We start from the raw sequence: 25173 nt of genomic DNA on the forward strand, positions 1-25173 counted from the left end.
CTTACCTCCTACCGCAAATACTGGGCCCAGCGCTTCGGCACCGCCCCCTTCCTGCCCATGAGCCGGGAGGAGATGGACAAGCTGGGCTGGGATTCCTGCGACGTGATCCTGGTCACCGGCGATGCCTATATCGACCACCCCAGCTTCGGCATGGCCCTGGTCGGCCGCCTGCTGGAGGCCCAGGGCTTCCGCGTCGGCATCATCAGCCAGCCGGACTGGCATTCGGCGCAAGACTTCAAGCGCCTGGGCAAGCCCAACCTGTTCTTCGGCATCACCGCCGGCAACATGGATTCCATGGTGAACCGCTACACCTCGGACCGGAAAATCCGCTCCGACGACGCCTACACCCCCAACGCCGAGCCCAACAAACGCCCCGACCGGGCCGTCACCGTCTATGCCCAGCGGGCCAAGGAAGCCTATCCGGGGACGCCGGTGGTGCTCGGCTCCATCGAGGCCTCCCTGCGCCGCATCGCCCATTACGACTACTGGAGCGACAAGGTGCGGCGTTCCGTGCTGCCCGACTCCAAGGCCGACCTGCTGATTTTCGGTAATGCGGAACGGGCCCTGGTGGAACTGACCCACCGCCTGGCCCGGGGCGAGAAAATCGGCGACGTCCGCGATCTGCGCGGCACCGCCTTCATGGTGCCCAAGGGCTGGCTGCCAGGCGAGGATTGGGGCGCGGTGGATTCCACCAGCGTGGACATTCCCGGCAAGGTGGATGCCCATCCCGATCCCTATGCCATGGGTGACAGCGGCCCCCGCAGCGCCCCGCCCTTTGCCGCCCAGGCCCAGGCAGCGGAGCAGGGCGGCGAGGTGGCGGTGCTGCCCCTCAAGTTCGTCCCCGCCGCCGAGCGGGTGGCGGCGCGCAAGGAGCAGCGGGCCAAGACCGTGGTGCGCCTGCCTTCCTACGAGCAGGTGGTGGAGGACCCGGTGCTGTACGCCCATGCCTCCCGCACCTTCCACCTGGAATCCAACCCCGGCAACGCCCGGGCCCTGGTCCAGGCCCACGGCGAGCGGGATGTGTGGCTCAACCCGCCGCCCATTCCCCTGACCACGCCGGAGATGGACCACGTCTACGGCCTGCCCTACGCCCGGGCACCGCACCCGTCCTACGGCGATGCGAAAATCCCGGCCTGGGAGATGATCCGCTTCTCCATCAACATCATGCGCGGCTGCTTCGGCGGCTGCACCTTCTGCTCCATCACCGAGCACGAGGGGCGCATCATCCAGAGCCGTTCGGAAGATTCCATCCTGCACGAGATCGAGGAAATCCGGGACAAGACTCCGGGCTTCACCGGCACCATCTCGGACCTGGGCGGCCCCACCGCCAACATGTACCGTCTGGCCTGCAAGGACAAGAAGATCGAGTCCTCCTGTCGCCGCCTCTCCTGCGTCTTCCCCGGCATTTGCGAGAACCTGGGCACCGACCATTCCCACCTGATCAGCCTGTACCGCAAGGCCCGGGCCATTCCCGGGGTCAAAAGGGTGCTCATCGGTTCCGGCCTGCGCTACGACCTGGCGGTGCAGTCGCCCGAGTACGTCAAGGAACTGGTGACCCACCATGTCGGCGGCTACCTGAAGATCGCCCCGGAGCACACAGAGGAGGGGCCCCTCAACAAGATGATGAAGCCGGGCATCGGCACCTACGAACGCTTCAAGCAGATGTTCGAGAAGTTCTCGAAGGAGGCGGGCAAGGAGCAGTACCTGATTCCCTACTTCATCGCCGCCCACCCGGGCACCACCGATGAGGACATGCTCAACCTGGCTCTGTGGCTGAAGCACAACAACTTCCGCTTGGATCAGGTGCAGACCTTCCTGCCCACGCCCATGGCTCTGGCGACGACCATGTGGCACAGCCGCAGGAATCCGCTGAAGAAGGTGGGGCGCGGCTCGGAAGTGGTGGAGACGGCCCGGGCCGGACGCCAGCGCAAGCTGCACAAGGCTTTTCTGCGCTACCACGACCCGGAGAATTGGCCCCTGCTGCGGGAGGCCCTGAAGGAGATGGGCCGCTCCGACCTCATCGGCAACGGCAAGCGGCACCTGATTCCCATCTTCCAGCCCCCGGGCACCGGCATGAAGGCCGAGGCTATGGTGCGGCGGGACGCCCGGGAGGCGCGGGACGGCGCTGCGGGCCGGCCCCAGGGCGGCATTCGGAAGCCGGCAGCAGGCAAGGCTGGGGGCCAGGTAGGACGTGGCTCTTCATGCCAGGCGCGGCGTCAGGCAGAAGGGGCGGGCCCTCGCGGCACGCCCCGTCCGGGAGCCAAGCCTAGCGCTGCTCCCAGCGGACGTCGCCGCAAATAACCTGCAGTTCCCCGTTCACCTTGAAGCTGCAGGAGAGGGTGACGCACAGGCTGGCGCTGGAGATGGAGAGGTAGGGCCGGGTCACCTGGACCTTGCCGAAATTCTCCACGGCCCGGCGGAAGTAGGGCCGGCGGGCCCAGCGGGCGCCCTTGGTCTTGGCCAGGGGGGCGAAGCGGGCGTCCTGGTTGGGCGAGGCGTCGCTGCTCCACAGGTTGGTGCCGATCTGCTGGCCCTGGGCGTCGAGCAGGTAGCAGAAGGCGGCATTTTCCAGTTCCAGGAAGGAGGCGCAGGCCTCCTCCAGGGAGCGGCCGGCGGAGAGCAGCACCGAGGCGTAGCCCAGGGCGTTGAAATAGGGCGCGATGTTCTCGTGGTAGCTGCGTTTGTCCCGCAGCCAGCGGGCATCGAAGGTCTGCCACAGGTCGTTCACCGCAAGGCCGGCGCTGGCGTCGGTGCTGACCCGGGGGGCAGGGCGGCCGAAATAGTAGCCCTGGACGAAATCCACGTCGGACTCCAGGGCGATGTAGGCCTCGTCGGCGGTTTCCACCCCCTCCATCAGCACCATGGCACCGGCTTCGTGCAAGAGGGAGACGATCTGGGGCAGGGTGCGGCGGATCTTGGGGTCGGCGGCCGCCTGGACGATGATGGAACGGTCCAGCTTGACGATTTCGGGGCGGATGCTCCACACCCGGTCGAAATTGGAGTGGCCGGCGCCGAAGTCGTCCAGGGCGATGAGGAAGCCCAGGCTGCGGAAGAATTCCACGGCGGCCTGGAAGCGGCTGTTGTCCTGCACCGCCTCCTCCAGCACCTCGATCACCAGGCGCTGGGGCGCCAGGCCTGTGTCCCGCAGCAGGGCGCTGACCAGTTCGTCGGCCTTGAGGTTGGGGCCGTTGAGGAAGACTTCCGGCGACATGTTGATGAACAGCCAGCCGTCGGCCTCCGGCTGGGCCGCGAAATTGTGCAGGTGGGTGGCCCGGGCCAGACGGTCCAGGTGCAACAACGTGGGATAATCCCGGTTCGCCCGCCCCAGCAGGTCCAGGGGGGAGATGGGCGTCTGTCCCGGGCCATGGCCGCGCATCAGGGCCTCGTGGCCGACGATGCGCCGGTGGGAAAGGCTGAAAATGGGCTGGAAATGGCTGGAAATGGCCACATCGCCGAAACGGCCGATGCGGCTGCCGGCAGGCTCCCCGTTTTGCGCCGGCTCCAGGGCGGCGATTATTTCGGCATATCCCGACTCGCCAATGATGGTCGGGATGCAATAACTGTTCAAAATGAAGTTCCTGGACAAAGTTCTCAACATTCTAGACCAAAAGTCATATGCAAGAGCGTACCCCCTATGAAATGCTGGGCGGCCCCCAATCCCTGCGGGAACTGGTGGACCGGTTTTATGACCTGATGGACCTGGAGCCCGAGTTCGCCGAACTGCGGGCCATGCATCCGCCCACCCTGGACGGTTCCCGGGACAAGCTGTTCATGTTCCTCTCCGGCTGGCTCGGCGGCCCCGACCTGTTCGTGCAGCAGTTCGGCCATCCGCGGCTGCGGGCCCGGCACATGCCCTTTTCCATCGGCACCGAGTCCCGGGACCAGTGGGTCAAGTGCATGGTGCGGGCCATGGAGGAGGTGGGGGTGGAGGAAGCCCTGCGCCTCAAGCTGGGCGTCAATTTCTACAACACCGCCGATTTCATGCGCAACCGGGAAGGCTAGGGCGTCCCCGCCGGCAGCATCGCCGGGGTGTCGGGGCCTCCCGGCGCCCGGTGTCTGCCCGCCGGGGCAGGCGGGACGGGCCTTTCGGCATGGCCTGGGCGGAGGGGCAGTACTGGCGCCCCTGTCCGTGATGGCCCGTAAAAAACCATATTGCGCTGCAAAAACAAGGGGCTGATTGTGCTATCATCACGGCCTTCCAAAAAAGGGTTGGCCGCTGTTGACCGCCAACGCCCCATCTTCCCCACCGAATTCTTTTTTTAGCGAATCTTCATGTCCCGTCCGATCCGTAACATCGCCATCATTGCCCACGTGGACCACGGCAAGACCACCCTCGTGGACCAGCTCCTCCGCCAATCCGGCACCTTCCGCGAAAACCAGCAGGTGGACGAGCGGGTGATGGACTCCAACGACCTGGAAAAGGAACGGGGCATCACCATTCTGGCCAAGAACACCGCCATCGAATACGAAGGCACCCACATCAACATCGTGGACACCCCGGGGCACGCCGACTTCGGCGGCGAAGTGGAACGGGTGCTGGGCATGGTGGATGGCGTGGTGCTGCTGGTGGATGCCGTCGAAGGCCCCATGCCGCAAACCCGCTTCGTCACCAAGAAGGCCCTGGGCCTGGGTCTGCGTCCCATCGTCGTGATCAACAAGGTGGACCGTCCCGGTGCCCGTCCCGACTGGGTGGTGGACCAAACCTTCGACCTGTTCGACAAGCTGGGCGCCACCGACGAGCAGCTGGACTTCCCCATCATTTACGCCTCCGGCCTCAACGGCTTCGCCAAGCTGTCCCTGGAAGAAGAGTCCAGCGACATGCGTCCCCTGTTCGAGACCGTGCTGTCCCACGTGCCCACCCCCGCCGGCGATCCCGAGGCTCCCCTGCAGCTGCAGATCGCTGCCCTGGACTACTCCACCTATACCGGCCGTCTCGGCGTCGGTCGCGTGCTCAACGGCCGCATCAAGCCCGGCCAGGCCGTGGCCGTGATGAACCACGGTGACCAGGTGGCTTCCGGCCGCATCAACCAGGTGCTGGGCTTCCAGGGCCTGGACCGGGTGCCGGTGGAACTGGCCGAGGCCGGCGACATCGTCATCATCTCCGGCATCGAGGAAATCGGTATCGGCCTGACCATCGCCGACAAGGACAACCCCGTCGGCCTGCCCATGCTGACCGTGGATGAGCCCACCCTGACCATGGACTTCATGGTGAACTCCTCCCCCCTGGCCGGCACCGAAGGCAAGTTCGTCACCAGCCGCCAGATCCGCGACCGCCTGACCAAGGAACTGCTGACCAACGTGGCCCTGCGCGTCGAAGACACCGCCGACTCCGACGTCTTCCGCGTTTCCGGCCGGGGCGAGCTGCACCTGACCATCCTGCTGGAAAACATGCGCCGCGAAGGTTTTGAAATCGCCGTGGCCAAGCCCCGCGTCGTCTTCAAGGACATCGACGGCGAGAAGTGCGAACCCTACGAAAACCTGACCATCGACCTGGAAGATTCCCACCAGGGCGCCGTCATGGAAGAACTGGGCCGTCGCCGCGGCGAGCTGACCAATATGGAATCCGACGGCCAGGGCCGCACCCGTCTGGAATACCACATTCCCGCCCGGGGCCTGATCGGCTTCCAGTCCGACTTCATGACCATGACCCGCGGCACCGGTCTGATGAGCCACATCTTCGACGACTACAAGCCCGTCAAGCCGGACCTGCCCGGCCGCCACAACGGCGTGCTGATCTCCCAGGAAAACGGCGAGGCAGTGGCCTACGCCCTGTGGAACCTGGAAGATCGGGGCCGCATGTTCGTTAGCCCCGGCGACAAGCTGTACGAAGGCATGATCATCGGCATCCACAGCCGGGAAAACGATCTGGTGGTGAACCCCATCAAGGGCAAGAAGCTGACCAACGTGCGTGCTTCCGGCACCGACGAGGCCGTGCGTCTGACCACCCCGATCAAGCTGACCCTGGAGTCCGCCGTCGAATTCATCGACGACGACGAACTGGTGGAAATCACGCCCAAGTCCATCCGCATCCGCAAGCGTCACCTCTCCGAGAACGACCGCAAGCGCGCGGCCCGTTCCGACGCCTGAGCCTCATGCTGAACCGCTGCCTGCCCTGTCGCGCATTCCTTGCCCGGCACCGGCGGGCGGTGCGCTGGGCGGCCTTCGTGGCCGCCCTTTGTCTTTTCTTCTTCTGGCTCGGCACCGTCGCCAAGCCTGTCACCGCCAGCGGCTTCTGCCGCGTCTATTACTGACTTCCGTCCGGAAGTCTGATCAATTCGCCCGCACCGGCCCTCTCAGGGGCAATAGCGCTGGAGGAAGGCCTCCGGCGGCAGGGGGCGGCTTTCCAGATAGCCCTGGAAACTGTCACAGCCCATGGCCCGCAGCAATTCCAGCTGGGTCTGCCGCTCCACGCCTTCAGCCACCACCTTGTGCCCCAGGGTGTGGGCCATGGCCAGGATGGCGCGCACGATGGCGGCCGCTTCCCCGTCCTGATCCTCGTCCAGGGGGAAGATGAAGGACTTGTCGATCTTCAGGGTGTCGATGGGCAGCAGGCGCAGGTAGGAGAGGGAGGAATAGCCGGTGCCGAAGTCGTCCAGGGCCAGGCCGACGCCGGCCTCCCGCAGGCGCCGCAGTTCCTCCAGGCAGTCGGCCTCCTGCCGCAGCAGCACGGATTCGGTCACTTCCAGTTCGATGGTGGAGGGCGGCAGGCCCTCCCGTTCCAGGCGCAGCAGCACGTGCTCGGCGATGCCGCCACCCCAGAACTGGCGCGCCGAGAGATTGATGGCGATGCGCGGCGGCGTCGCCCCCATGCCTTGCCGCAGCTGCCAGTGGCGGCGCCAGGCGGCGGCCCGGGCGATGGCCGTGTCCAGCACCCAGAGGCCGATGGGGACGATGAGGCCGGTTTCCTCGGCCACCGGGATGAACTGGTCCGGCGGGATCAGGCGGCCGCCGTCGTTCCAGCGCAGCAGGGCTTCGGCCCCCAGCAGGCGGCCGCTGGCCAGGTCGATCTGGGGCTGGTAGTGGAGCTGCAGCTCGTCGCGCTCCAGGGCCCGGCGCAGGCCGTTCTCCAGGCTGACCCGGGACTGCAGGCGCTCGTTCATGCGGCCGGTGTAGAAGCGCACGGTGTTGCCGCCGCTGGACTTGCCCTCGTACATGGCGGTGTCGGCGTTGCGCAGCAGGGTGTCGGCGTCGTCGCCGTCGTCGGGATAGAGGGCGATGCCGATGCTGGCGGTAAGGAAGAAGTCGTAGCCATCCTCCCGGTAGGGGCTGGCCAGGGTTTCCAGCAGCTTGGCGCCGATCTGGCCGGCCTGTTCCGGTAGCTGCAGGTCTTCCAGGATGACGATGAATTCGTCGCCGCCCTGGCGCACGATGGTGTCGGACTGGCGCAGGCATTCCTGCAGGCGGCGGGCCACGCTCTGCAGCAGGCGGTCGCCCTGGTTGTGGCCGAGGGAGTCGTTGATGTTCTTGAAACGGTCCAGGTCCACGAACAGTACGGCGGCCCGGCTCTGCTGGCGCTTGGCCCGGGTCAGGGCCTGGGGCAGGCGGTCCGCCAGCAGCAGCCGGTTGGGCAGGCCCGTCAGCTGGTCGTGGTGGGCCAGGTAGCGCATGCGCTCCTCGTGCAGCTTGCGCTCGGTGATGTCGGTGACGGAGCCGGCCATCAGGGTGGCAACGCCCCGGGCGTCCCGCACGGCGATGCCGCGGGAGGCGATCCAGCGGTATTCGCCGCTCTTGGCCCGCACTCGGTACTCGCAATAGAAATGGGGGGTCAGCCCCTTGAGGTGCTCGGACACTGCCCGGTTGTAGCGGGCCGTGTCTTCCGGATGCACCAGGGTCAGCCAGGCGTGGGTATCCATCAGGAAGTTTTCGCCGTAGCCGAGAATGGCGTGGAGGCGCTGGCCGGCCGTCAGCTCCTTGCTCAGGGGGTTCCAGGTCCACATGCCGTCGTGGGCCCCTTCCATGGCCAGTTCGTAGGCCCGGGCGGCACGGCGCAGGATGACGATTTCCCGCACGCTGCAGATGGCGGCAACGCCGCAGGCGAGGAAGGTGAGCCAGGACAGCCAGAGCTGCTCCACATACACCGCCGCCAGGCCGGCGCTGATGCAGGCGGCCAGCAACAGCAGGGGCGGCCAGGAGTGCCAGCTGCGGTGCAGCCCGACGCCCTGGGGCGGGGTGCTGTCGGCGGTGCCGAGGATGAGGGGCAGGATCTGGGGCATGGACTCAGTCTGGTCTACGGTCTGGGCCGGGGTGGACGGAGCGCCCTGTCGGCCGGAATGGATCTCCGGCGGAGGCGGGCAGCGGCAGTGTCGTCAAGGTTAGTGCGTCTGGCGCTATCTTGCCATCCCTATCTACTACTTTTGGCTTATTCTTCGTCCAGAACAATGCAAGTTAAAGGAGCCACGGCATGGCCGATGAGCTGCAGCTGGTCATATTCCAGGTCGGCAGGAAAACCCTGGCCCTGCCATTGCAGGAGGTGGAGCACATTCTTTCCCTCGGTGGCGAGGAAGGCCGGCAGGGCATTTCCGCCGAGGGCGGCATGATCCTGTTCCAGGGCCAGGCCATTCCCTGGCGGCCGCTGTGGGACCCCCTGGGGGAGCCCAGCGTGTTCCGCGAATTCGACGAGCTGGCCCAGACCCTGCCCCGGCGTCGGCAGGACCATCTGGACTGGATGGCCGCCCTGGAGCAGTCCCTGCGCCACGACATTCCTTTCACCAAGGCCCACAGTCCCCGGGAGTGCGCCTTCGGCCAGTGGTTCTACGCCTTCCGCACCGAGGATCGGCGGCTGGCCCTGCTGCTGTCCCAGTTCGAGCATCCCCACGCCCTGGTCCATGGCCTGGCCGAAGTGCTGCTCGGCCAGGTGGCGGCCGGTCGGCGGGATGAGGCCCTGGCAGCCCTGGATGCAGCCCGGCAGGGCGTGCTGGCGGAACTGCTGGCGCTGTTCGATACGGTCATTGCCCTGGTGCCTACTTTGAAGCGGCCCCTGGCCCTGATCCTCAATGACTCGGGCCAGCGCACCGCCCTGGGCGTGGACCGGGTGCTGGACATCCGCTCCGTCACCGCGACCGATGTCCATCCGGCCCGGGGCCGGCTGGGCGGCCTGGTGCCCCAGGCCTTCATCGGCGACCGCGCTTCCGGCGGCGCCCTCATTCCCCTGCTGGCGGCCTCCCAGCTGGCCAGCCTGGGCTGAAGCGGAGGGCGCTGCCTAGCCGCCGGTGGCGGACATGAAGCGCACCACCTGGGGCGCATCCAGCTGGCGGGTGAAATCGTGGCCCAGGGCCTTCATGCCCAGGGTGCGCAGGATGGCCTGGCGCGCCGGTTCGTCGTCTTCCGGGTGGCGGCGCAGCAGGGGCAACAGGGGGGTGGCGTCGTTCTGCCCGAGGCAGGGATAAAGCTCGCCGGTGGCGGTGACCCGCACCCGGTTGCAGGTGTCGCAGAAATTGTGGGAGTGGGGCGAGATGAAGCCGACCCGGGTCTCGCTGCCGGCAATGCGCCAGTAGCGGGCCGGGCCGCCGCTGCTCTCGTCGCTGGCCTGCAGGGGAAAGCGTTCCTGCAGGCGCAGCAGGGCTTCGTCGGAGGAGAAGTAGGTGCCGCTGCGACCGTGGCCCAGGTCTCCCAGAGGCATTTCCTCGATGAAGGCGATGTCCAGCCCTTCGGCCATGCAGTAGGCCACCAGGTCCGCCAGTTCATCGTCGTTGGTGCCGCGCATCATCACCGTGTTCAGCTTGATGCGCCGGAAGCCGGCGGCCTGGGCCGCGGCGATGCCCCGCAGCACCTGGTGCAGGTCGCCGATGCGGGTGATGGCGCGGAAACGCTCCGGGCGCAGGCTGTCCAGGCTGATGTTGAGACGCTGTACGCCGGCCCGGGCCAGGGGCGCGGCAAAGCGTTCCAGCTGGGAGCCGTTGGTGGTCAGCACCAGTTCCTTCAGTCCCTCCAGGGCGGACAGCCGTTCCAGCAGCCACAGAGCGTCCCGCCGGACCAGGGGTTCGCCGCCGGTGATGCGCAGCTTGGTGACGCCCAGGCCGACGAAAAGGCGGGATAGGCGCAGGGACTCTTCCAGGCTCATCACCTGGTGCCGGGGCAGGAAGGTCATGTCCTCGGCCATGCAGTAGGTACAGCGGAAGTCGCAGCGGTCGGTGAGGGACAGGCGCAGATAGCTGATGCGGCGCCCGTGGCCGTCCTGCAGCGGGCCGGCGCCCGGGGGCAGGGCAATGGCTGCGGCATTGTCCGGGGGGAAGGCGAGGAGGCCGGAGCGGGGCGGCAGGCTGTCGTTCTGCATGATTACTTGGCTGTCGGGGATGGCGGTTGGACCAGGTCGAGCTTCATTGGTTTTATCCGGGGCGCCCATGATATGGGTCAAATCCGTTTTTCGTCGCCAAGACCGTCGGTGGTTTTACCTCCGGGGTGTGCCATACGTCATACATGGCTTATGATGCCCTATCTCCACAGCCCGGTCCGTCTGCCATGTTCCGCTTCGCCACCAAGGAATCGCCCCGGCTCAAGCGCCTTCGCTCCATTTCCCTGTTCCAGGACCTCAGCGTCCGGGAACTGGTGATCGTGGACCTGCTGCTGCATGAACGCCGCTATCTGGCCGGCGAGGTGGTCTTCGATGCGGGGGAGGACGGACAGGGCATCTATTTCACCCTGGACGGCCGCATCGGCATCTTCCATCCGGGCCACAGTAATACGCCCCTCGCCGAACTGGGGGGCGGCAGCTTTTTCGGCGAACTGGCCCTGCTCGACGACAGCCCCCGCATGGCCCAGGCCCGGGCCCTGGACGACAGCACCCTGGCGGTGATGTTCCGCGGCGAGTTCGTCGGCCTGTTGCAGACCCATGCCCTCATCGCCTCCAAGATTTCCCTGCAGCTGGCCCGTCATCTGGGGCAGCGGTTGCGCAGCATCAGCCTGCCCCAGCCTCAGCCCCAGGAGGTGGTGGCGTGAGCCCTGTGGTCCGCCCCTTCCCCCGCCAGCCCCGTGCGGCGGGCCCCCTGGTGTGGGCCTGCATCCTCGGCACGACCTGCCTGCTGCTGTTCCTCTTCCAGAAAATCCTGTGGCTGGTGGTGCCCTTCATCCTGGCCCTGATCATCTATTACGCCCTCCTGCCCGCCGTCTTGCGACTGGTGCTGGCTGGCTATTCCGTCACTGCCGGCGCCTCGTTGGTTTGCTTCGGTGCCTTCCTTCTCCTGGGCGGCGCCCTGGGCCTGGCGGCGCCCTGGATTGCCGCCCATGCGGTGAGCTGGAACGAGTGGGGCGGGCGCTATCTTGCCGGCGGCGTGGGCTTCGTCCTGGGGAGTCTGTCCTCCCTGGAAAACAGCTTTGAGTTCCTGGCCCAGGCCCATCTCACGGACAGCGTGCGCAAGGGCATCTCCGATTTTTCCGCCAATTTCGTCTCCCGCAACCTGGCCGGCGCGGTGATGCTGGCGGCGGCCTGGCTGCCCTCCCTGCTGCTGGCGCCTTTCCTGGCCTTCTTTTTCCTGCGGGACGGGCGGCGTTTCAAGAAATTCATCATCCATGCCGTGCCCAATGCCTTTCTCGAGCGCACCCTGTACCTGCTGGACGAAGTGGATCGCACCGCCCGCATGTACTTCACCGGCCTGCTCAAGCTGACCCTGCTCGACACCCTGACCCTGGCCCTGGGGTTGTGGGCACTGGGAATTTCGGCCCCCTTCCTGCTGGGGCTGGTGACCGCCGTCCTGGCCTGGGTTCCCTATGTGGGCTCCATCCTCGGCTGCGCGGTGGTGGTGCTGGTGGCGGCCACGGATTTTCCCGGCAATCCGGGCATGGCCTACGGTGCCATCGGCCTCTTCATCCTGGTGCGCCTGCTCGACGATTTCTTCTTCATGCCCATGACGGTGGGGCGCAGTCTGCACCTGCATCCGCTGCTGACGGTGATCATGATTTTCGTCGGCGGTGCCGTGGCGGGCATCTCCGGCCTCATGCTGGTGTTGCCCCTGCTCGGTGTGGTGATGGTTCTGGGGGAAACCGTGGGGCAGGTGGTGAACGATCCCCGCCTGCAGGCCCGCCATGCCCATGCCCGCCGCCTGCGGCACGCGGCGGTGACCGGGGATCTGCTGTGATATTGGCCCCTTGGCGGGCGCCGCCGCTTGCGCGTAGAGTGGGGGTGCGGCCTGTCCGGGCCGGCCGGGAAGGTAGTGTCGTTGCGGTAAACGGAAGCGGCCCGCACGAATGCGGGCCGCTTGAATTTGGCTCCCCGACCTGGGCTCGAACCAGGGACCTACGGATTAACAGTCCGGCGCTCTACCGACTGAGCTATCGAGGAACTACTACAACTAACCTTGCTGCAAAACAGCCCTGCGGCTGCCTTCTGAATTCTTGGCTCCCCGACCTGGGCTCGAACCAGGGACCTACGGATTAACAGTCCGGCGCTCTACCAACTGAGCTATCGGGGAACAGAAGAGGCGCGAATTATAGTTTTCAAAATTAACGTCGTCAATCGGATCATTAAAAAAATATGGATACGAATCTGATCTACGAAAAGACCGCCGCGGGTGAGGAGGCAATGCGTCAGCGCACCCGCCTTGTGCAGCGCCATTTGCGCATGGTGTTGATCCTGGTGGACGGACGAACCAGCGTTGCCGATCTGGGGGAAAAGGTGGGCAACGAGCAGCTGGTGGAGAGTGCCCTCAGCGAACTGGAAAAGGACGGCTTCATCGCCCCCGTGCTGGAGCAGCCGTCGGTCTGGGACAAGGGCACGGCGGTGGTGCAGAAGGTCAAGGAAGTGGCCCTGGGCCAGCTTTCCGCCTTCGGCGGCAATTCCCGCCAGGAAGAGGTCCAGGTCGCACCGGCAGCGCAGGAGGCTGTGGCACCGGTGGCGTCCCCGGCCGAGACGGCGCCACAGGCTGGCTCGGCGCCTGCTGACAAGCCGCCTACGGTCGCCTGGCTGGCCGGCTGGTCCACCCAGACGGAAGCGTCGGCCGAGGGCGGCAAGGCGTCGCGGCCGAAGAAGGCGCCGGCAGGCGAAGAGACGGGCATCCGTCCCATCCGTCGCGGGGGGCGTGCTCCCCTGGGGCCGTTGGGCAAGGCGCTGTGGGGTGTGTGCGCAGCCCTGGGGCTGGCTCTAGCGGCGCTGCTGCTGTATCCCTATGACAACCATCGGCCGGAGGTGGAGGCGGTGCTGACCCGCATGCTGCAGCAGCCGGTGAAGGCGGCCCGGCTGCACGCCACCTTCCTGCCCCATCCCGGGCTGGTGCTGGAAGGCGTGCACGTGGGCCAGGGGGAGGGAATTGCCATCGGCAGCGTGCGTTTCCTGCCCCAATTGGGACATTGGCGGACCCTGAAGCAGGTGGAGGTGCGTGGCGTGAGCCTGCCCCTGCCGGTCCTGGCCAGTGTCTCTGAATGGGTCCAGGGGGCGCGGGCGGCGGCGGTGGTTTTCCCCGCCATCGAACTGGGGGAGATCACGCTCCAGTTGGGCGGCCAGTCCCTTGGTCCCCTCGCTGGTGCCCTGGTGCCGGAAGGGGCTGCCATGCCCCTGCGCCTGTCCTTGCATGACGAGGCCCGCACCTTGTCCCTGGACCTGACCCAGGCCCCGGGGGGTATGCAGTTGAGCCTGGAAGGACTGGGCTGGGAGCCGGTGAAGGACAGTCATCTCCGTTTTGATTCCCTCAATGCCCAGGGGCTTCTGACCCGGGACGGGCTGCGCCTGTCCAGTATCGACAGCCGAACCCTGGAGGGGCAGGTGAGCGGCTCCCTTTCCCTCAACTGGAACGGCGGAGTGCGCCTGGAAACGGATCTGGTGCTCAAGCATCTTTCCCTGGCCCGGCTTAATCAACTGCTGCTGGGAGCGGCGAAGGGCGAGGGGCAGGTCGATGCCTCCCTGCGCCTGAGCGGCCGGGCGGCCGAATGGTCGCGTCCCCTGAGCCTGGCCCAGGGAGAGGGCAGTTTTGTGGTGAACCGGGGGCTGCTGCCGGTGGATCTGGCAGAGGCCGTGCGGCGGGCATCGAGCGAGCCGCTGCGCGGCGGTGAGACCCGCTTTGAACAACTGGGCGGCAAGGTCCGGGTGGACCTGCAGGGCAAGCGCTTCTACGACCTGCAGCTGACTGCCGGCCTGCTGCGTGCTTCCGGTGTCGCTGCGGTGAATGTCGATGGCAGCCTGGGAGGCAGCCTGGATGTCCAGGTGGGTGGCAAGGGTAACGTGCTGCGCATGCCCCTGACCCTGGGCGGTACCCTGGAGGCTCCGGTGTTGCGCGGCGGGCGCCGCTGAATCGAGAGATAGGGCGAAAAAAAGGGCGAGGTGGAAACCTCGCCCTTTTTCATGCAGTTGCAGTTGGCTGTCAGGCCTTCAGCACGGCGGCAATGGCATCGACCACGGCGTCGATGTTCTTGCTGTTGAGGGCGGCCAGACAGATGCGGCCGGTACCCACGGCGTAGATGCCGAACTCGTTGCGCAGCACATCCACCTGGGCGGAGGTGAGGCCGGTGTAGGAGAACATGCCGCGCTGCTTCACCACGAAGGAGAAGTCCTGGGCCACGCCCTTGGCCTTCAGCTTGTCCACCAGGGCCACGCGCATGGCGCGGATGCGGTCGCGCATGCCGGCCAGTTCGTCTTCCCACATCTGGCGCAGTTCAGGAGTGGACAGCACGGCGGCCACCACGGCGCCGCCATGGGTGGGCGGGTTGGAGTAGTTGGTGCGGATGACGCGCTTCACCTGGGACAGGACGCGGGCGGACTCTTCCTTGCTGGCGGTGACGACGGACAGGGCGCCGACGCGCTCGCCATAGAGGGAGAAGCTCTTGGAGAAGGAGCTGGAAACGAAGAACTGCAGGCCGGAGGCGGAGAAGGCGCGCACGGCCACGGCATCGGCGTCGATGCCGTCGGCGAAGCCCTGGTAGGCCATGTCCAGGAAGGGCACCAGACCCTTGGCCTTGCACACGTCCACCACTTCCTGCCACTGGGCGTCGGAGAGGTCGGCACCGGTGGGGTTGTGGCAACAGGCGTGCAGGATGATGATGGAACCGGCAGCCAGGCCTTCCAGGAAGGACTTCATGCCGGCGAAGTTCACACCGCGGGTGGCGGCGTCGTAGTAGGGATAGTTTTCCACCACGAAACCGGCGGACTCGAACAGGGCCCGGTGGTTTTCCCAGGAGGGATCGCTGATGTAAACCTTGGCGTTGGGGGAGATGCGCTTGAGGAAATCGGCGCCGATCTTCAGGGCGCCGGTGCCACCCAGGGCTTCGGCGGTGATGACGCGGCCGGCGGCCAGCAGCTCGGAACCGGCACCGAAGAGCAGGTTCTGCACGGCCTGGTTGTAGGCGTTGAGGCCCTCGATGGGCTGGTAGCCGCGGGGCGGCATGGTTTCCAGGCGGGCCTTCTCGGCGGCCTTGACGGCAGCGAGGAGGGGAATCTTGCCGTTGTCGTCGTAATAGACGCCAACGCCCAGGTTAACCTTGGTAGCGCGGGTGTCGGCGTTGAACGCCTCGGTCAGACCAAGAATCGGGTCCCGCGGAGCCATCTCCACGGAAGCAAAGATCGACGAACTCATGCGTTGCTCCTGTTGTGCCAGTCATGCGGCGCTGCGCCATGCGCCATGCCGCGAGTTGGTGAATAATGTGCGCTTACAAGTTGTTCTGCCGATGATTCACTGCAGCGAAAGCAGAAGCAACAGGCGCAACGGATAATTCTAACATGAGCACATCCCCCAGCAGCCCGCAAACCGCGGAAGTCGTCACCTTTCCCGGCAGCCCCTATCGCCTGCACCAGCCTTTCCCTCCCGCGGGGGATCAGCCGGAGGCCATCCGCCTGCTGGTGGAGGGCCTGGAAGACGGTCTCTCCTATCAGACCCTGCTCGGCGTGACCGGCTCCGGCAAGACGTACACCATGGCCAACGTCATTGCCCGCACCGGCCGGCCTGCCCTCATCCTGGCGCCCAACAAGACCCTGGCGGCCCAGCTCTACGCCGAGTTCCGGGAATTCCTGCCGGAGAACGCGGTGGAGTATTTCGTCTCCTACTACGATTACTACCAGCCAGAAGCCTACGTGCCCTCCCGGGACCTGTTCATCGAGAAGGATTCGTCCATCAACGACCACATCGAGCAGATGCGGCTGTCCGCCACCAAGAGCCTGCTGGAGCGGCGCGATGTGGTGATTGTGGCCACCGTCTCCTGCATCTACGGCATCGGCGACAAGGACGACTACCACAACATGATCCTGCACCTGCGCCAGGGCGACAAAGCCGGCCAGCGGGACATCATCAAGCGCCTCTCGGAAATGCAGTACGAGCGCAACGAGGTGGATTTCCAGCGCGGCACCTTCCGCGTCCGCGGCGACGTCATCGACATCTTCCCCGCGGAGCACGCGGAACACGCCATCCGGGTCTGCCTTTTCGACGACGAGATCGAGACCCTGCAACTGTTCGATCCCCTGACCGGCCACCTGCTGCACAAGCTGCCCCGTTTCACCATCTATCCCTCCAGTCATTACGTCACACCCCGGGCCACGGTGCTGCGGGCCGTGGAGGGCATCAAGGAGGAGTTGCGCAAGCGGCTGGAGTTCTTCCACAAGGAACAGCGGCTGGTGGAAGCCCAGCGCATTGAGCAGCGCACCCGCTTCGATCTGGAGATGCTTAACGAACTGGGCTTTTGCAAAGGCATCGAAAACTACTCGCGCCACCTGTCCGGGCGCAAGCCGGGCGAAGCTCCGCCAACCCTGCTGGATTACCTGCCGCCCGATGCCCTGATGTTCATCGACGAATCCCACGTAGCCATCGGCCAGGTGGGCGCCATGTACAAGGGGGACCGTTCGCGTAAGGAAAACCTGGTGGATTACGGTTTTCGCCTGCCGTCGGCCCTGGACAACCGTCCCCTCAAGTTTGAGGAATTCGAGCGCCTGATGCGTCAGACCATCTTCGTTTCGGCCACGCCTTCTGATTATGAAAAGCAGCACCAGGGCCAGGTGGTGGAGCAGGTGGTGCGCCCCACCGGTCTGATCGACCCGGTGGTGCTGGTGCGTCCGGCCATGACCCAGGTGGACGACCTGCTTTCCGAAATCCGCAAACGCATCGCCGTTTCCGAGCGGGTGCTGGTAACCACCCTGACCAAACGCATGGCCGAGGACCTGACCGATTATTTAAGGGAAAACGGCATCAAGGTGCGCTATGTGCACTCGGATATCGACACCGTGGAGCGGGTGGAGATCATCCGCGACCTGCGCCTGGGGGAATTCGACGTGCTGGTGGGCATCAACCTGCTGCGGGAAGGTTTGGACATCCCCGAGGTATCCCTGGTGGCCATTCTCGATGCGGACAAGGAGGGCTTCCTGCGTTCGGAGCGTTCCCTGATCCAGACCATCGGCCGGGCCGCCCGCCACCTCAACGGGACGGCCATTCTCTATGCCGACCGGGTGACGGACTCCATGCGGCGTGCCATGGACGAGACCGAGCGGCGCCGGGCCAAGCAGATGGCCCATAACGAGGCCCACGGCATCACGCCCAAGGGGGTCTCCAAGCGCATCAAGGACATCATCGACGGCGTCTACGACCCCGACGCGGCGCAGAAGGAACTCAAGGCTGCCCAGCAACAGGCGGTTTATGAAACAATGTCCGAAAAGAATCTGGCCAAGGAAATCAAGCGGCTGGAAAAACAGATGCTCGAGTCAGCCAAGAACCTGGAGTTCGAAAAGGCAGCGGCGGCCCGGGATGAATTGTTCCGCCTCAAGCAGCAGGCCTTCGGGGCGGCAGTGCATGACAGGGATGAGACATGATCAAGGTTCTTTTCGTCTGCATGGGCAATATCTGCCGCTCCCCCACGGCAGAAGGCGTTTTCCGCAAGCACCTGCAGCTGCACAATCTGGAGTCCCGGGTCCAGGTGGATTCGGCCGGCACCCACGGCTACCACGTCGGCGAATCGCCGGATCCCCGTACCCAGCGGGCAGCTGCCGAGCGGGGTTACGACCTGTCCGAACTGCGGGCGCGCAAAGTGGCGCCCGACGACATGGAATATTTCGACCTGATCCTGGCCATGGACCGGCGCAATCTGGAAGGCCTGCGGGCTATCTGCCCGCCGGAGCGTCAGCACCGTCTCAAGCTGTTCATGCACTACGCCCGCAATTTCGACGAGGACGAGGTGCCGGATCCCTACTATGGACTCGGCTACGGTTTCGATGTGGTGCTGGACATGGTGGAGGATGCCTCCCTCGGCCTCATCGAATCCCTCAAGCGCGAACTGGGCTGCGAAGAACCGTTTGGCACCGGCAGGGGCGGCATCCGGAGCGTTGAGCGGGCCTGACTTCCCCTGGGATCGTGCCTGCCCGAATTCAGGGCGAAAAAAAGCCAGCTCCACGGAGCTGGCTTTTTCCTGGTGCTGACGCTTGGCCTTACTTGTTGCGGGTTTCCACCAGCACCAGAGGCTCGTCGCTGATCACCACCGGTGCCGACCGGGTACGCCGGGGGCGGGGAGCTTCGTTCTCCACCACTGCAGCCTGGACCTGACGGGCCTTGTCCGCGCTGGTTTCCACCATCACCAGGCCGCTGGCTTCCAGGGCCTGGTCGATGTTGGCGACCACGGGCTTGATTTCGGCCGGGGGCACGGCAATGGGTTCGACGGCGCGGGGCGGGGTCGGAATAACCTGCTCCTCCACCGGTGCAACGACCTCTTCGACGACCACGACCGGGGCGGCTTCGGGGATTGCTGCTTCAACCTGCGGGGCTGCTTCAACTGCAGCTGCCGGGGCTTCCTCTACTGCCGGCGCGACTTCCGCTGCAGACTCAACCACGGCAACGGTCGGCGCCACAGCTTCCACCGCGGCGGCTACCACGGGCTCGACCGGGTTTGCCACTTCCACAACGGCGGCGGCAATGACCGGCGCCTGTTCTTGGCTTACCTCGGTGACAGCATTTTGCTGCACTTCGCCTTCAGCGCCATTTTCCTGGCGGCGCTCGCCCCGGTCGCGACGGTTGTTGCGACGACCGCGACGACCCCGACCGCCCTCTTCATCGCCCTGGGGCGCGGCTTGCTCTGGAGCAGTGCCGGCAACCTGGGCGTTGAGTGCATCGGCCTGGGCGGCTACTGCCTGCTGGGCCTTGTCCTCGCTGTTGCGTTCGCGGCGGGGCTGGCGTTCGCGCCGCTCCTTGCGCTGCTCGTTCTGCTGTTCGCCGCGCTCGTTGTCGGCCTGGACGGCATTGTTGCGCTCGCCGTTGCGGTCACCCCGTTCGCCCCGTTGGCGACGGCCTTCGCGAGGCTGCTGCTCGCGGGCATTGTCACCCTGGGTTTCGCCGCGGGCGGGGCGTTCGCTCCGCTCGCCGCCGTTGCGGCTTTCGGCGCCTTCACCGCGGCCACGGCCACGCTGCTCGCCACGACCACGACCGCGCTGCTCGCCGCGGCCCTGGCCTTCACTGCGCTGGCCACGGCCCTTGCGCGGGGTGGCTGCCGGTTCGGGAGTGGGCTCGACGGTCTTGTTGCCGCGGAACCAGGAGAAAATCTTGCCGATGATGCCTTCGCTCTTGGCAGCAGGGGCGGCAGCCGGCTTCTCGGCCACCACGGGAGCGGGCTGCTCCGGCGTGATGTGCTTGATGGCGGCTTCCTGGCGCGGCTGGCGGGCTTCGCTCTGGGCATTGGCCAGTTGCTTCACTTCTTCCGCCGGCATTTCCATCATGCGGTAGGAGGGCTGTTGTACGTCCTCGTTGTTGAGGTCGTCGTGGCGCAGGCGCTGAATGGTGTGGGCCGGAGTTTCCAGGTGCACATTGGGGATCAGCAGGATGGTGACCTTGTGGCGCAACTCGATGGCCTGGATGTCGGGGCGCTTCTCGTTGAGCAGGAAGGTGGCCACGTCCACCGGCACCTGGGTATGCACGGCGGCGGTGTTGTCCTTCATCGCTTCCTCTTCGAGGATGCGCAGGATGTGCAGGGCGGCCGATTCGGTGGAGCGGATGTGGCCGGTGCCGGTACAGCGGGGGCAGGGGATGTAGCTGGTCTCGGCCAGGGCGGGACGCAGGCGCTGGCGGGACAGTTCCATCAGGCCGAAGCGGCTGATCTTGCCCATCTGCACCCGGGCCCGGTCATGGCGGAGGGCGTCGCGCAGGCGGTTTTCCACCTCGCGCTGGTTTTTCTGGCTCTCCATGTCGATGAAGTCGATGACAATGAGGCCGCCCAGGTCGCGCAGGCGCAGTTGGCGAGCGATTTCGTCGGCCGCTTCCTGGTTGGTCTTGAGCGCGGTTTCCTCGATGTCCTGGCCGCGGGTGGAACGGCCGGAGTTCACGTCCACCGACACCAGGGCTTCCGTGTGGTCGATGACGATGGCGCCGCCGGACGGCAGGTTCACCTGACGGGAGTAGGCCGATTCGATCTGGTGTTCGATCTGGAAGCGGGAGAAGAGGGGGACGTCGTCCCGGTACAGCTTGACCCGGTTCTCGTTGGCCGGCATGACCGTGCCCATGAAGGAACGGGCCTGCTCGAAAATCTCGTCCGTATCGATGAGGATTTCACCGATGTCGGGCTGGAAATAGTCGCGGATGGCGCGGATGACCAGGCTGCCTTCCAGGTAGATCAGGAAGGGGCCGGACTGGCTGGTGGCGGCGCCTTCGATGGCTTCCCACAGCTTCAGCAGGTAGTTGAGGTCCCACTGCAGTTCTTCGGCGTTGCGGCCGATGGCGGCGGTACGGGCGATGAGGCTCATGCCGCCGGGGACCTGCAACTGGTCCATGACGTCGCGCAGTTCGGCCCGTTCGTCACCTTCGACACGGCGGGAGACGCCGCCGCCGCGGGGATTGTTGGGCATCAGGACCAGGTAGCGGCCGGCCAGGGACACGAAGGTGGTAAGGGCGGCGCCCTTGTTGCCGCGCTCGTCCTTCTCGACCTGGACGATGACTTCCTGGCCTTCCTTGAGGGCTTCCTTGATGCTGGCGCGATTGTCTACGCCGGGCTGGAAATAGGAGCGGGAAACTTCCTTGAACGGGAGAAAGCCGTGACGCTCTTCGCCGTAGTTGACGAAACAGGCCTCGAGGCTGGGTTCGATGCGGGTGATGACACCCTTGTAGATGTTGCTCTTGCGTTGTTCCTTGGCGGCTGACTCAATGTCGAGGTCAATCAGTTTCTGGCCATCGACAATGGCGACACGGAGTTCTTCAGCCTGTGTCGCATTGAAAAGCATGCGTTTCATTTATTGGGCTCCCGCACTTTTCGCACGAACGGAGTCCCGGCGCAGGCAGCGACACGATTAGTTGGGTTGTACTTTTTGAGTCCGCATTGTGGGCGTGCAACTAATGGTGAAAGGAAAATGTGTTCCTGAATTCGCTGAAAAATCTTTCGGCGGGCCCGGAAATAACCGGAGCCGGGAAATCTGCTCGGGGGGACCGATGCGTGCTTAGGGCGCGCAAATCAAGTAGTATCGCTACTTTTGGTGAGCGAACTTAACCAGTTCCGATTTGCGTTGGCTTGATCCCATACAGGTTGGTACGGGTTGAGGCCGCTTAAGGCCTGCCGGATTTCATGGTTTCCCATTTTGCATGCCGCGCAATCATGTTGCGGCTGGGAAAAACCTTCTGGTCTCACGGCGCAGCGCCTCTTTCAGGCCGAGACGAAAATCCGTTTCAGTATATTCAAAATGCCCGACGTTAGCAAAAATTCCGTAACACGGGCCACCATCGGCGAAGACGAGCAGGGCCAGCGCCTGGACAACTACCTCCTGCGGGTATGCAAGGGGGTTCCCAAGAGCCACATCTACCGCATTCTCCGCAGTGGCGAGGTCCGCGTTAACAGCAAGCGTGCCGATGCGGCCTATCGCATCCAGGCTGGCGACATCCTGCGCATTCCGCCGATCCGGGTTGCTGCCCGGCCGGATGAGGTGGCGGCCGCCGAAGTGGCCGGCCAGGCGGTGAAGGCCGATTTGCCCCTTTTGTATGAGGATGATGCCCTGTTGGCTGTAAACAAGCCGGCCGGCATCGCGGTCCATGGGGGGAGCGGTGTGTCCTTCGGCGTCATCGAGGCCCTGCGCCATCAGCGGCCCCAGGCCAAGTTGCTGGAGCTGGCCCACCGTCTCGACCGGGAAACCTCCGGGATACTCCTGGTGGCGAAGAAGCGCTCGGCCCTGACGGCCCTGCACGACATGTTCCGTGAAGGTGGGGCAGGGCGGGGCGCCGACAAGCGCTATCTGGTGGCGGTGCAGGGGCGCTGGATGGACCCGCTACGCCATTGCCGGCAGGCGCTTCATAAATATCTGTTGGACAACGGCGAGCGCCGGGTGCGGGTCGATCCGGAGGGCAAGCCGTCCCATACGGTTTTCCGCCTGGTGGCCCGATGGCAGCGTTTCAGTCTGCTGGAAGCGGAACTGAAGAGCGGTCGCACCCATCAGATACGGGTGCATCTGGCGCACCTGGGATATCCCATCCTGGGTGATGACAAATATGGGGATTTCGCCCTGAACCGGGAATTGCAGCGGGAAGGGTTGAAACGCATGTTCCTTCACGCCTGGAGAATGCGCTTCCCCCATCCCCTGACCAAGGAAGCCATGAGCCTGGAGGCGCCCTTGCCGCCGGCTCTGGCCAGTTTCCTGCATCATCTGTCCGAAAGTGAAGTTCAGGATTATGGCGAAGCGTTTTGATCTAGTTGTCTTCGACTGGGATGGCACCCTGCTCGACTCCGCCGCAGCCATCGTCAGCGCCATCCAGGCGGCCTGTGTCGATCTGGGGCTGCCGGTGCCCAGCGATGCCCAGGCGCGCCATGTGATCGGCCTGGGTCTGTCGGACGCCTTGCGCAGCGCCGTGCCGGACCTGGAACCGGCCCAGTATCCGCTGATGGTGGAGCGCTACCGCCATCATTATCTGTCCCGGGACCACGAACTGGCCCTGTTTGCCGGTGCCGTGGAACTGGTGCGGGAACTTGAGGCGGCCGGGCATCTGCTGGCCGTGGCAACCGGCAAGAGCCGGTTGGGACTGGATCGTGCCCTCAAGGTCAGTGGCCTGGGCCCCCATTTTCACTCCAGCCGCTGTGCCGACGAGTGCTTCTCCAAGCCTCATCCCCAGATGCTGGAAGAATTGATGGCGGAACTGGCCGTCGCCCCGGAGCGCACGGTCATGATCGGCGACACCACCCATGACTTGCAGATGGCGCGCAATGCGGGAGTGGATGCCCTGGCGGTCAGCTACGGCGCCCACGAGCCTGAGGTGCTGCTGGCCCATGGCCCTCTGGAAACCTTCTCCCGGCTGGAAGACCTGGCGGCATGGTTGCGTCACCACGCCTGATTTGCGCCTCCGGCGATCTGCTCGAAGGTGGTGCCGGCGTGCGTTTCAGCGTGCCGCGCGCGGGCGGTGATGTTCCTGCATTTGCGGTGCGCTTTGACGGTGTGGTGCGGGCCTATCTCAACCGCTGCGCCCATGTGCCCATCGAGCTGGATTGGCAGCCGGGCGAATTTTTCGATCACTCGAAGCTATACTTGGTTTGCGCCACCCATGGCGCTCTTTACGCGCCGGAATCCGGCGCCTGCCTTGGCGGCCGATGCAATGGCCGGGGGCTGACGCCGGTGGCCGTGACTGAGCAGGATGGCCTTGTTTATTTTCTTGAATCGGATTGACCCAACGTGGATACCCCGACCTTGCCCCCTCCCGATTTTGGCCCCAAGCACGGCAATGATGCAGCCTGGGAGCGGAAGACCCTGGAAAAGCTGGCGTTTGCCTCCCTGGCCGAGCAGAAGACCCGGCGTCGCTGGGGCATCTTCTTCAAGCTGCTGGGTTTCGCTTATCTGACGGTCGTCCTGGCGCTGGCGTTTGACTGGGGTGACACGGAAAAACTGGCTGATGGCCGCCATACCGCTCTGGTGCAACTGAAGGGGGTCATTGATTCCAGTGGCGAGGCCAGCGCGGACAAGATCAATTCCGCCTTGCGCTCTGCTTTCGAGGACAAGGGTACGGCCGGCGTCATCCTGCGCATCAACAGCCCCGGCGGCAGTCCGGTCCAGTCCGGCATCATCAACGATGAAATCCGCCGCCTGCGCGGCAAGTACCCTGATATTCCCCTGTACGTCGTGGTTGAGGATGTTTGTGCTTCCGGCGGCTATTACGTGGCTGCCGCGGCCGACAAGATCTTCGTGGACAAGGCCAGTCTGGTGGGTTCCATCGGCGTGTTGATGGACGGTTTCGGTTTTACCGGGACCATGGACAAGCTTGGCGTGGAGCGGCGCCTGCTGACTGCCGGCGAAAACAAGGGCTTCCTTGATCCTTTTTCACCTCAGGACCCGAAGCAGAAGCTGATGGCCCAGACCATGCTCGGCGAAATCCACAAGCAGTTCATCGATGTGGTCAAGAAGGGGCGCGGCCAGCGCCTCAAGGAAACCCCGGACATGTTCTCCGGCCTGGTGTGGACCGGGGCCCGCAGCATCGAGCTGGGTCTGGCCGACGACTTCGGCACGGTGAGCAGTGTGGCCAGGGATGTAATCAAGGCCGAAAAGGTGATGGACTACACCCAGAAGGAAAACATCGCCGAGCGCTTTGCCAAGCGCTTTGGCGCCGACATGGTGCAAGGGGCGGTCAAGGCCCTGGGGCAGGCCAGCCAGCCCCAGGCCCGTTAAGTCCAACTCCTAGACAGAAAGGAAGAGGAAAACCGTCGGCTCCTTGGCGACAGGGTCCTCCTCCTTGCGCCACTGGGCCACGCTCAGGGTGCGTAGGCGCTGTTGGGGCAGGGTCAGGCTGCTGGCCAGGCAGAGCAGGGTGGAGGGCGCCAAGTGTTGCAGCAGGCTGTTGAGCATCTGGGTGTTGCGATAGGGCGTCTCGATGAACATCTGGGTCTGGTTCTGGCGCCGTGATTCCTGCTCCAGCGCCTTGAGGCGCTTGCCGCGCTCATCTTCCTTGGCCGGCAGGTAGCCGTGAAAGGCGAAGCGCTGGCCGCACAGGCCGGACCCCATCAGGGCCAACAGCAGGGAAGAGGGGCCGATCAGCGGCACCACGGTAATGCCTTCCTGCTGGGCCAGGCGAATCAGGTCGGCGCCCGGGTCGGCAACGCCCGGGCACCCCGCTTCCGATACCAGGCCCGCGTCAAATCCCTGGCGTAATGGTTGCAGCAGCCCTTCCAGGGCATTGGCCCGGGTGTGCTCGTTCAATTCCTGAATCTGGATTTCCTGCAGGGGGACCGGAATCTCCAGGCTTTTGAGAAATGCCCGGGCACTTTTGGCGTTCTCGGCAATGAAGTGTCGCAACTGCCTGGCCTGTCCGCAGACGGGGGCGGGCAGAACCGCAGCGG

At 65.2% G+C, this 25173-nt stretch carries 20 protein-coding genes and 2 tRNA genes; 14 read left to right on the plus strand and 8 right to left on the minus strand.

Going from position 1 to position 25173, the window contains the following annotated elements:
- Positions 1 to 57 precede the first annotated feature (57 nt).
- Positions 58 to 2301: a YgiQ family radical SAM protein gene (locus AC1RTA_RS00680; RefSeq protein ID WP_492783724.1), complete on the plus strand. Its 2244-nt coding sequence runs from the start codon at positions 58 to 60 to the stop codon at positions 2299 to 2301.
- Here AC1RTA_RS00680 and AC1RTA_RS00685 read toward each other — a convergent pair.
- On the minus strand, positions 2267 to 3568 hold the full coding sequence (locus tag AC1RTA_RS00685; protein ID WP_014237475.1) for a sensor domain-containing phosphodiesterase: 1302 nt from the start codon (positions 3566 to 3568) through the stop codon (positions 2267 to 2269). The two genes, AC1RTA_RS00680 and AC1RTA_RS00685, sit on opposite strands and share 35 nt — an antisense overlap.
- 47 nt (positions 3569 to 3615) lie before the next feature.
- On the opposite strand from AC1RTA_RS00685, the gene AC1RTA_RS00690 reads away from it, so the two are divergent.
- The 3 genes from AC1RTA_RS00690 to AC1RTA_RS00700 all read left to right on the plus strand — a co-directional run bounded on the left by AC1RTA_RS00690 (position 3616) and on the right by AC1RTA_RS00700 (position 6251).
- On the plus strand, positions 3616 to 4002 hold the full coding sequence (locus AC1RTA_RS00690) for a group II truncated hemoglobin (RefSeq protein WP_014237476.1): 387 nt from the start codon (positions 3616 to 3618) through the stop codon (positions 4000 to 4002).
- Between the two features lie 270 nt (positions 4003 to 4272).
- A complete protein-coding gene (gene typA / locus AC1RTA_RS00695; RefSeq protein WP_014237477.1) occupies positions 4273 to 6087 on the plus strand; it encodes a translational GTPase TypA in 1815 nt (604 codons plus the stop codon).
- Between the two features lie 5 nt (positions 6088 to 6092).
- Complete coding sequence (locus AC1RTA_RS00700; RefSeq protein WP_165397441.1) at positions 6093 to 6251, plus strand: hypothetical protein; 159 nt, start codon at positions 6093 to 6095, stop codon at positions 6249 to 6251.
- Positions 6252 to 6293: 42 nt separating this feature from the next.
- Here AC1RTA_RS00700 and AC1RTA_RS00705 read toward each other — a convergent pair whose 3' ends face one another.
- On the minus strand, positions 6294 to 8213 hold the full coding sequence (locus AC1RTA_RS00705) for a putative bifunctional diguanylate cyclase/phosphodiesterase (RefSeq protein WP_492783715.1): 1920 nt from the start codon (positions 8211 to 8213) through the stop codon (positions 6294 to 6296).
- A 188-nt stretch (positions 8214 to 8401) separates the two neighbouring features.
- Here AC1RTA_RS00705 and AC1RTA_RS00710 point away from each other — a divergent pair, with 188 nt between their 5' ends.
- A complete protein-coding gene (locus tag AC1RTA_RS00710) occupies positions 8402 to 9184 on the plus strand; it encodes a CZB domain-containing protein (RefSeq protein ID WP_492783716.1) in 783 nt (260 codons plus the stop codon).
- A gap of 15 nt (positions 9185 to 9199) precedes the next feature.
- Here the strand turns inward: AC1RTA_RS00710 and moaA are convergent, their stop codons facing one another.
- Positions 9200 to 10273, minus strand: a complete 1074-nt coding sequence (gene moaA, locus AC1RTA_RS00715; protein ID WP_492783717.1) for a GTP 3',8-cyclase MoaA — start codon at positions 10271 to 10273, stop codon at positions 9200 to 9202.
- 185 nt (positions 10274 to 10458) lie between these two features.
- On the opposite strand from moaA, the gene AC1RTA_RS00720 reads away from it, so the two are divergent.
- Together AC1RTA_RS00720 and AC1RTA_RS00725 are read left to right on the plus strand one after the other, a co-directional pair.
- A complete protein-coding gene (locus tag AC1RTA_RS00720) occupies positions 10459 to 10935 on the plus strand; it encodes a cyclic nucleotide-binding domain-containing protein (RefSeq protein ID WP_130458471.1) in 477 nt (158 codons plus the stop codon).
- On the plus strand, positions 10932 to 12071 hold the full coding sequence (locus tag AC1RTA_RS00725) for an AI-2E family transporter (RefSeq protein WP_130458472.1): 1140 nt from the start codon (positions 10932 to 10934) through the stop codon (positions 12069 to 12071). Before AC1RTA_RS00720 ends, AC1RTA_RS00725 begins: the two co-directional genes overlap by 4 nt.
- A gap of 127 nt (positions 12072 to 12198) precedes the next feature.
- On the opposite strand, the gene AC1RTA_RS00730 is transcribed toward AC1RTA_RS00725, so the two are convergent.
- Both AC1RTA_RS00730 and AC1RTA_RS00735 read right to left on the minus strand, forming a co-directional pair.
- Positions 12199 to 12274: transfer RNA gene (locus AC1RTA_RS00730), tRNA-Asn, on the minus strand.
- A gap of 54 nt (positions 12275 to 12328) precedes the next feature.
- Positions 12329 to 12404: transfer RNA gene (locus AC1RTA_RS00735), tRNA-Asn, on the minus strand.
- A gap of 62 nt (positions 12405 to 12466) precedes the next feature.
- Between AC1RTA_RS00735 and AC1RTA_RS00740 the strand changes: the two genes are divergently transcribed.
- Positions 12467 to 14215 carry a hypothetical protein gene (locus AC1RTA_RS00740; RefSeq protein WP_492783718.1) on the plus strand — a complete coding sequence of 583 codons (1749 nt, stop codon included), beginning with the start codon at positions 12467 to 12469 and terminating at the stop codon, positions 14213 to 14215.
- Positions 14216 to 14285: 70 nt separating this feature from the next.
- Here AC1RTA_RS00740 and AC1RTA_RS00745 read toward each other — a convergent pair whose 3' ends face one another.
- On the minus strand, positions 14286 to 15494 hold the full coding sequence (locus AC1RTA_RS00745; RefSeq protein ID WP_014237485.1) for an amino acid aminotransferase: 1209 nt from the start codon (positions 15492 to 15494) through the stop codon (positions 14286 to 14288).
- 143 nt (positions 15495 to 15637) lie between these two features.
- Here AC1RTA_RS00745 and uvrB point away from each other — a divergent pair, with 143 nt between their 5' ends.
- On the plus strand, positions 15638 to 17710 hold the full coding sequence (uvrB, locus tag AC1RTA_RS00750; protein WP_014237486.1) for an excinuclease ABC subunit UvrB: 2073 nt from the start codon (positions 15638 to 15640) through the stop codon (positions 17708 to 17710).
- Entirely contained in the window at positions 17707 to 18234 is a 528-nt protein-coding gene (locus AC1RTA_RS00755; RefSeq protein ID WP_492783719.1) for a low molecular weight protein-tyrosine-phosphatase, read from the plus strand. Before uvrB ends, AC1RTA_RS00755 begins: the two co-directional genes overlap by 4 nt.
- Before the next feature lie 88 nt (positions 18235 to 18322).
- On the opposite strand, the gene AC1RTA_RS00760 is transcribed toward AC1RTA_RS00755, so the two are convergent.
- Complete coding sequence (locus AC1RTA_RS00760; protein WP_492783720.1) at positions 18323 to 21103, minus strand: Rne/Rng family ribonuclease; 2781 nt, start codon at positions 21101 to 21103, stop codon at positions 18323 to 18325.
- A 444-nt stretch (positions 21104 to 21547) separates the two neighbouring features.
- Here AC1RTA_RS00760 and AC1RTA_RS00765 point away from each other — a divergent pair, with 444 nt between their 5' ends.
- The 4 genes from AC1RTA_RS00765 to AC1RTA_RS00780 are packed head-to-tail and all read left to right on the plus strand — an operon-like array spanning position 21548 to position 24505.
- Positions 21548 to 22543, plus strand: coding sequence for an RluA family pseudouridine synthase (locus AC1RTA_RS00765; RefSeq protein WP_014237489.1), 996 nt, complete (start codon positions 21548 to 21550; stop codon positions 22541 to 22543).
- A complete protein-coding gene (locus tag AC1RTA_RS00770; RefSeq protein WP_492783721.1) occupies positions 22527 to 23183 on the plus strand; it encodes an HAD-IA family hydrolase in 657 nt (218 codons plus the stop codon). Before AC1RTA_RS00765 ends, AC1RTA_RS00770 begins: the two co-directional genes overlap by 17 nt.
- On the plus strand, positions 23162 to 23512 hold the full coding sequence (locus AC1RTA_RS00775) for a Rieske (2Fe-2S) protein (protein WP_492783722.1): 351 nt from the start codon (positions 23162 to 23164) through the stop codon (positions 23510 to 23512). Before AC1RTA_RS00770 ends, AC1RTA_RS00775 begins: the two co-directional genes overlap by 22 nt.
- Before the next feature lie 6 nt (positions 23513 to 23518).
- A complete protein-coding gene (locus AC1RTA_RS00780) occupies positions 23519 to 24505 on the plus strand; it encodes a S49 family peptidase (RefSeq protein WP_014237492.1) in 987 nt (328 codons plus the stop codon).
- A gap of 9 nt (positions 24506 to 24514) precedes the next feature.
- Here the strand turns inward: AC1RTA_RS00780 and AC1RTA_RS00785 are convergent.
- On the minus strand, positions 24515 to 25173 hold a 659-nt coding region (locus AC1RTA_RS00785), incomplete at its 5' end, for an SAM-dependent methyltransferase (protein ID WP_492783723.1).

This window comes from Azospira sp. MPR-E4 (assembly GCF_058809645.1).

Coding starts and splice junctions, on each gene's coding strand:
- AC1RTA_RS00745 (WP_014237485.1), bottom strand. CDS start 15,494: ATGAGTTCGTCGATCTTTGCTTCCGTGGAGATGGCTCCGCGGGACCCG.
- typA (WP_014237477.1), top strand. CDS start 4,273: ATGTCCCGTCCGATCCGTAACATCGCCATCATTGCCCACGTGGACCAC.
- AC1RTA_RS00740 (WP_492783718.1), top strand. CDS start 12,467: ATGGATACGAATCTGATCTACGAAAAGACCGCCGCGGGTGAGGAGGCA.
- AC1RTA_RS00760 (WP_492783720.1), bottom strand. CDS start 21,103: ATGAAACGCATGCTTTTCAATGCGACACAGGCTGAAGAACTCCGTGTC.
- AC1RTA_RS00765 (WP_014237489.1), top strand. CDS start 21,548: ATGCCCGACGTTAGCAAAAATTCCGTAACACGGGCCACCATCGGCGAA.
- AC1RTA_RS00710 (WP_492783716.1), top strand. CDS start 8,402: ATGGCCGATGAGCTGCAGCTGGTCATATTCCAGGTCGGCAGGAAAACC.
- AC1RTA_RS00755 (WP_492783719.1), top strand. CDS start 17,707: ATGATCAAGGTTCTTTTCGTCTGCATGGGCAATATCTGCCGCTCCCCC.
- moaA (WP_492783717.1), bottom strand. CDS start 10,273: ATGCAGAACGACAGCCTGCCGCCCCGCTCCGGCCTCCTCGCCTTCCCC.
- AC1RTA_RS00680 (WP_492783724.1), top strand. CDS start 58: ATGAGCCGGGAGGAGATGGACAAGCTGGGCTGGGATTCCTGCGACGTG.
- AC1RTA_RS00775 (WP_492783722.1), top strand. CDS start 23,162: ATGGTTGCGTCACCACGCCTGATTTGCGCCTCCGGCGATCTGCTCGAA.
- AC1RTA_RS00700 (WP_165397441.1), top strand. CDS start 6,093: ATGCTGAACCGCTGCCTGCCCTGTCGCGCATTCCTTGCCCGGCACCGG.
- AC1RTA_RS00770 (WP_492783721.1), top strand. CDS start 22,527: ATGGCGAAGCGTTTTGATCTAGTTGTCTTCGACTGGGATGGCACCCTG.
- AC1RTA_RS00690 (WP_014237476.1), top strand. CDS start 3,616: ATGCAAGAGCGTACCCCCTATGAAATGCTGGGCGGCCCCCAATCCCTG.
- uvrB (WP_014237486.1), top strand. CDS start 15,638: ATGAGCACATCCCCCAGCAGCCCGCAAACCGCGGAAGTCGTCACCTTT.
- AC1RTA_RS00720 (WP_130458471.1), top strand. CDS start 10,459: ATGTTCCGCTTCGCCACCAAGGAATCGCCCCGGCTCAAGCGCCTTCGC.
- AC1RTA_RS00705 (WP_492783715.1), bottom strand. CDS start 8,213: ATGCCCCAGATCCTGCCCCTCATCCTCGGCACCGCCGACAGCACCCCG.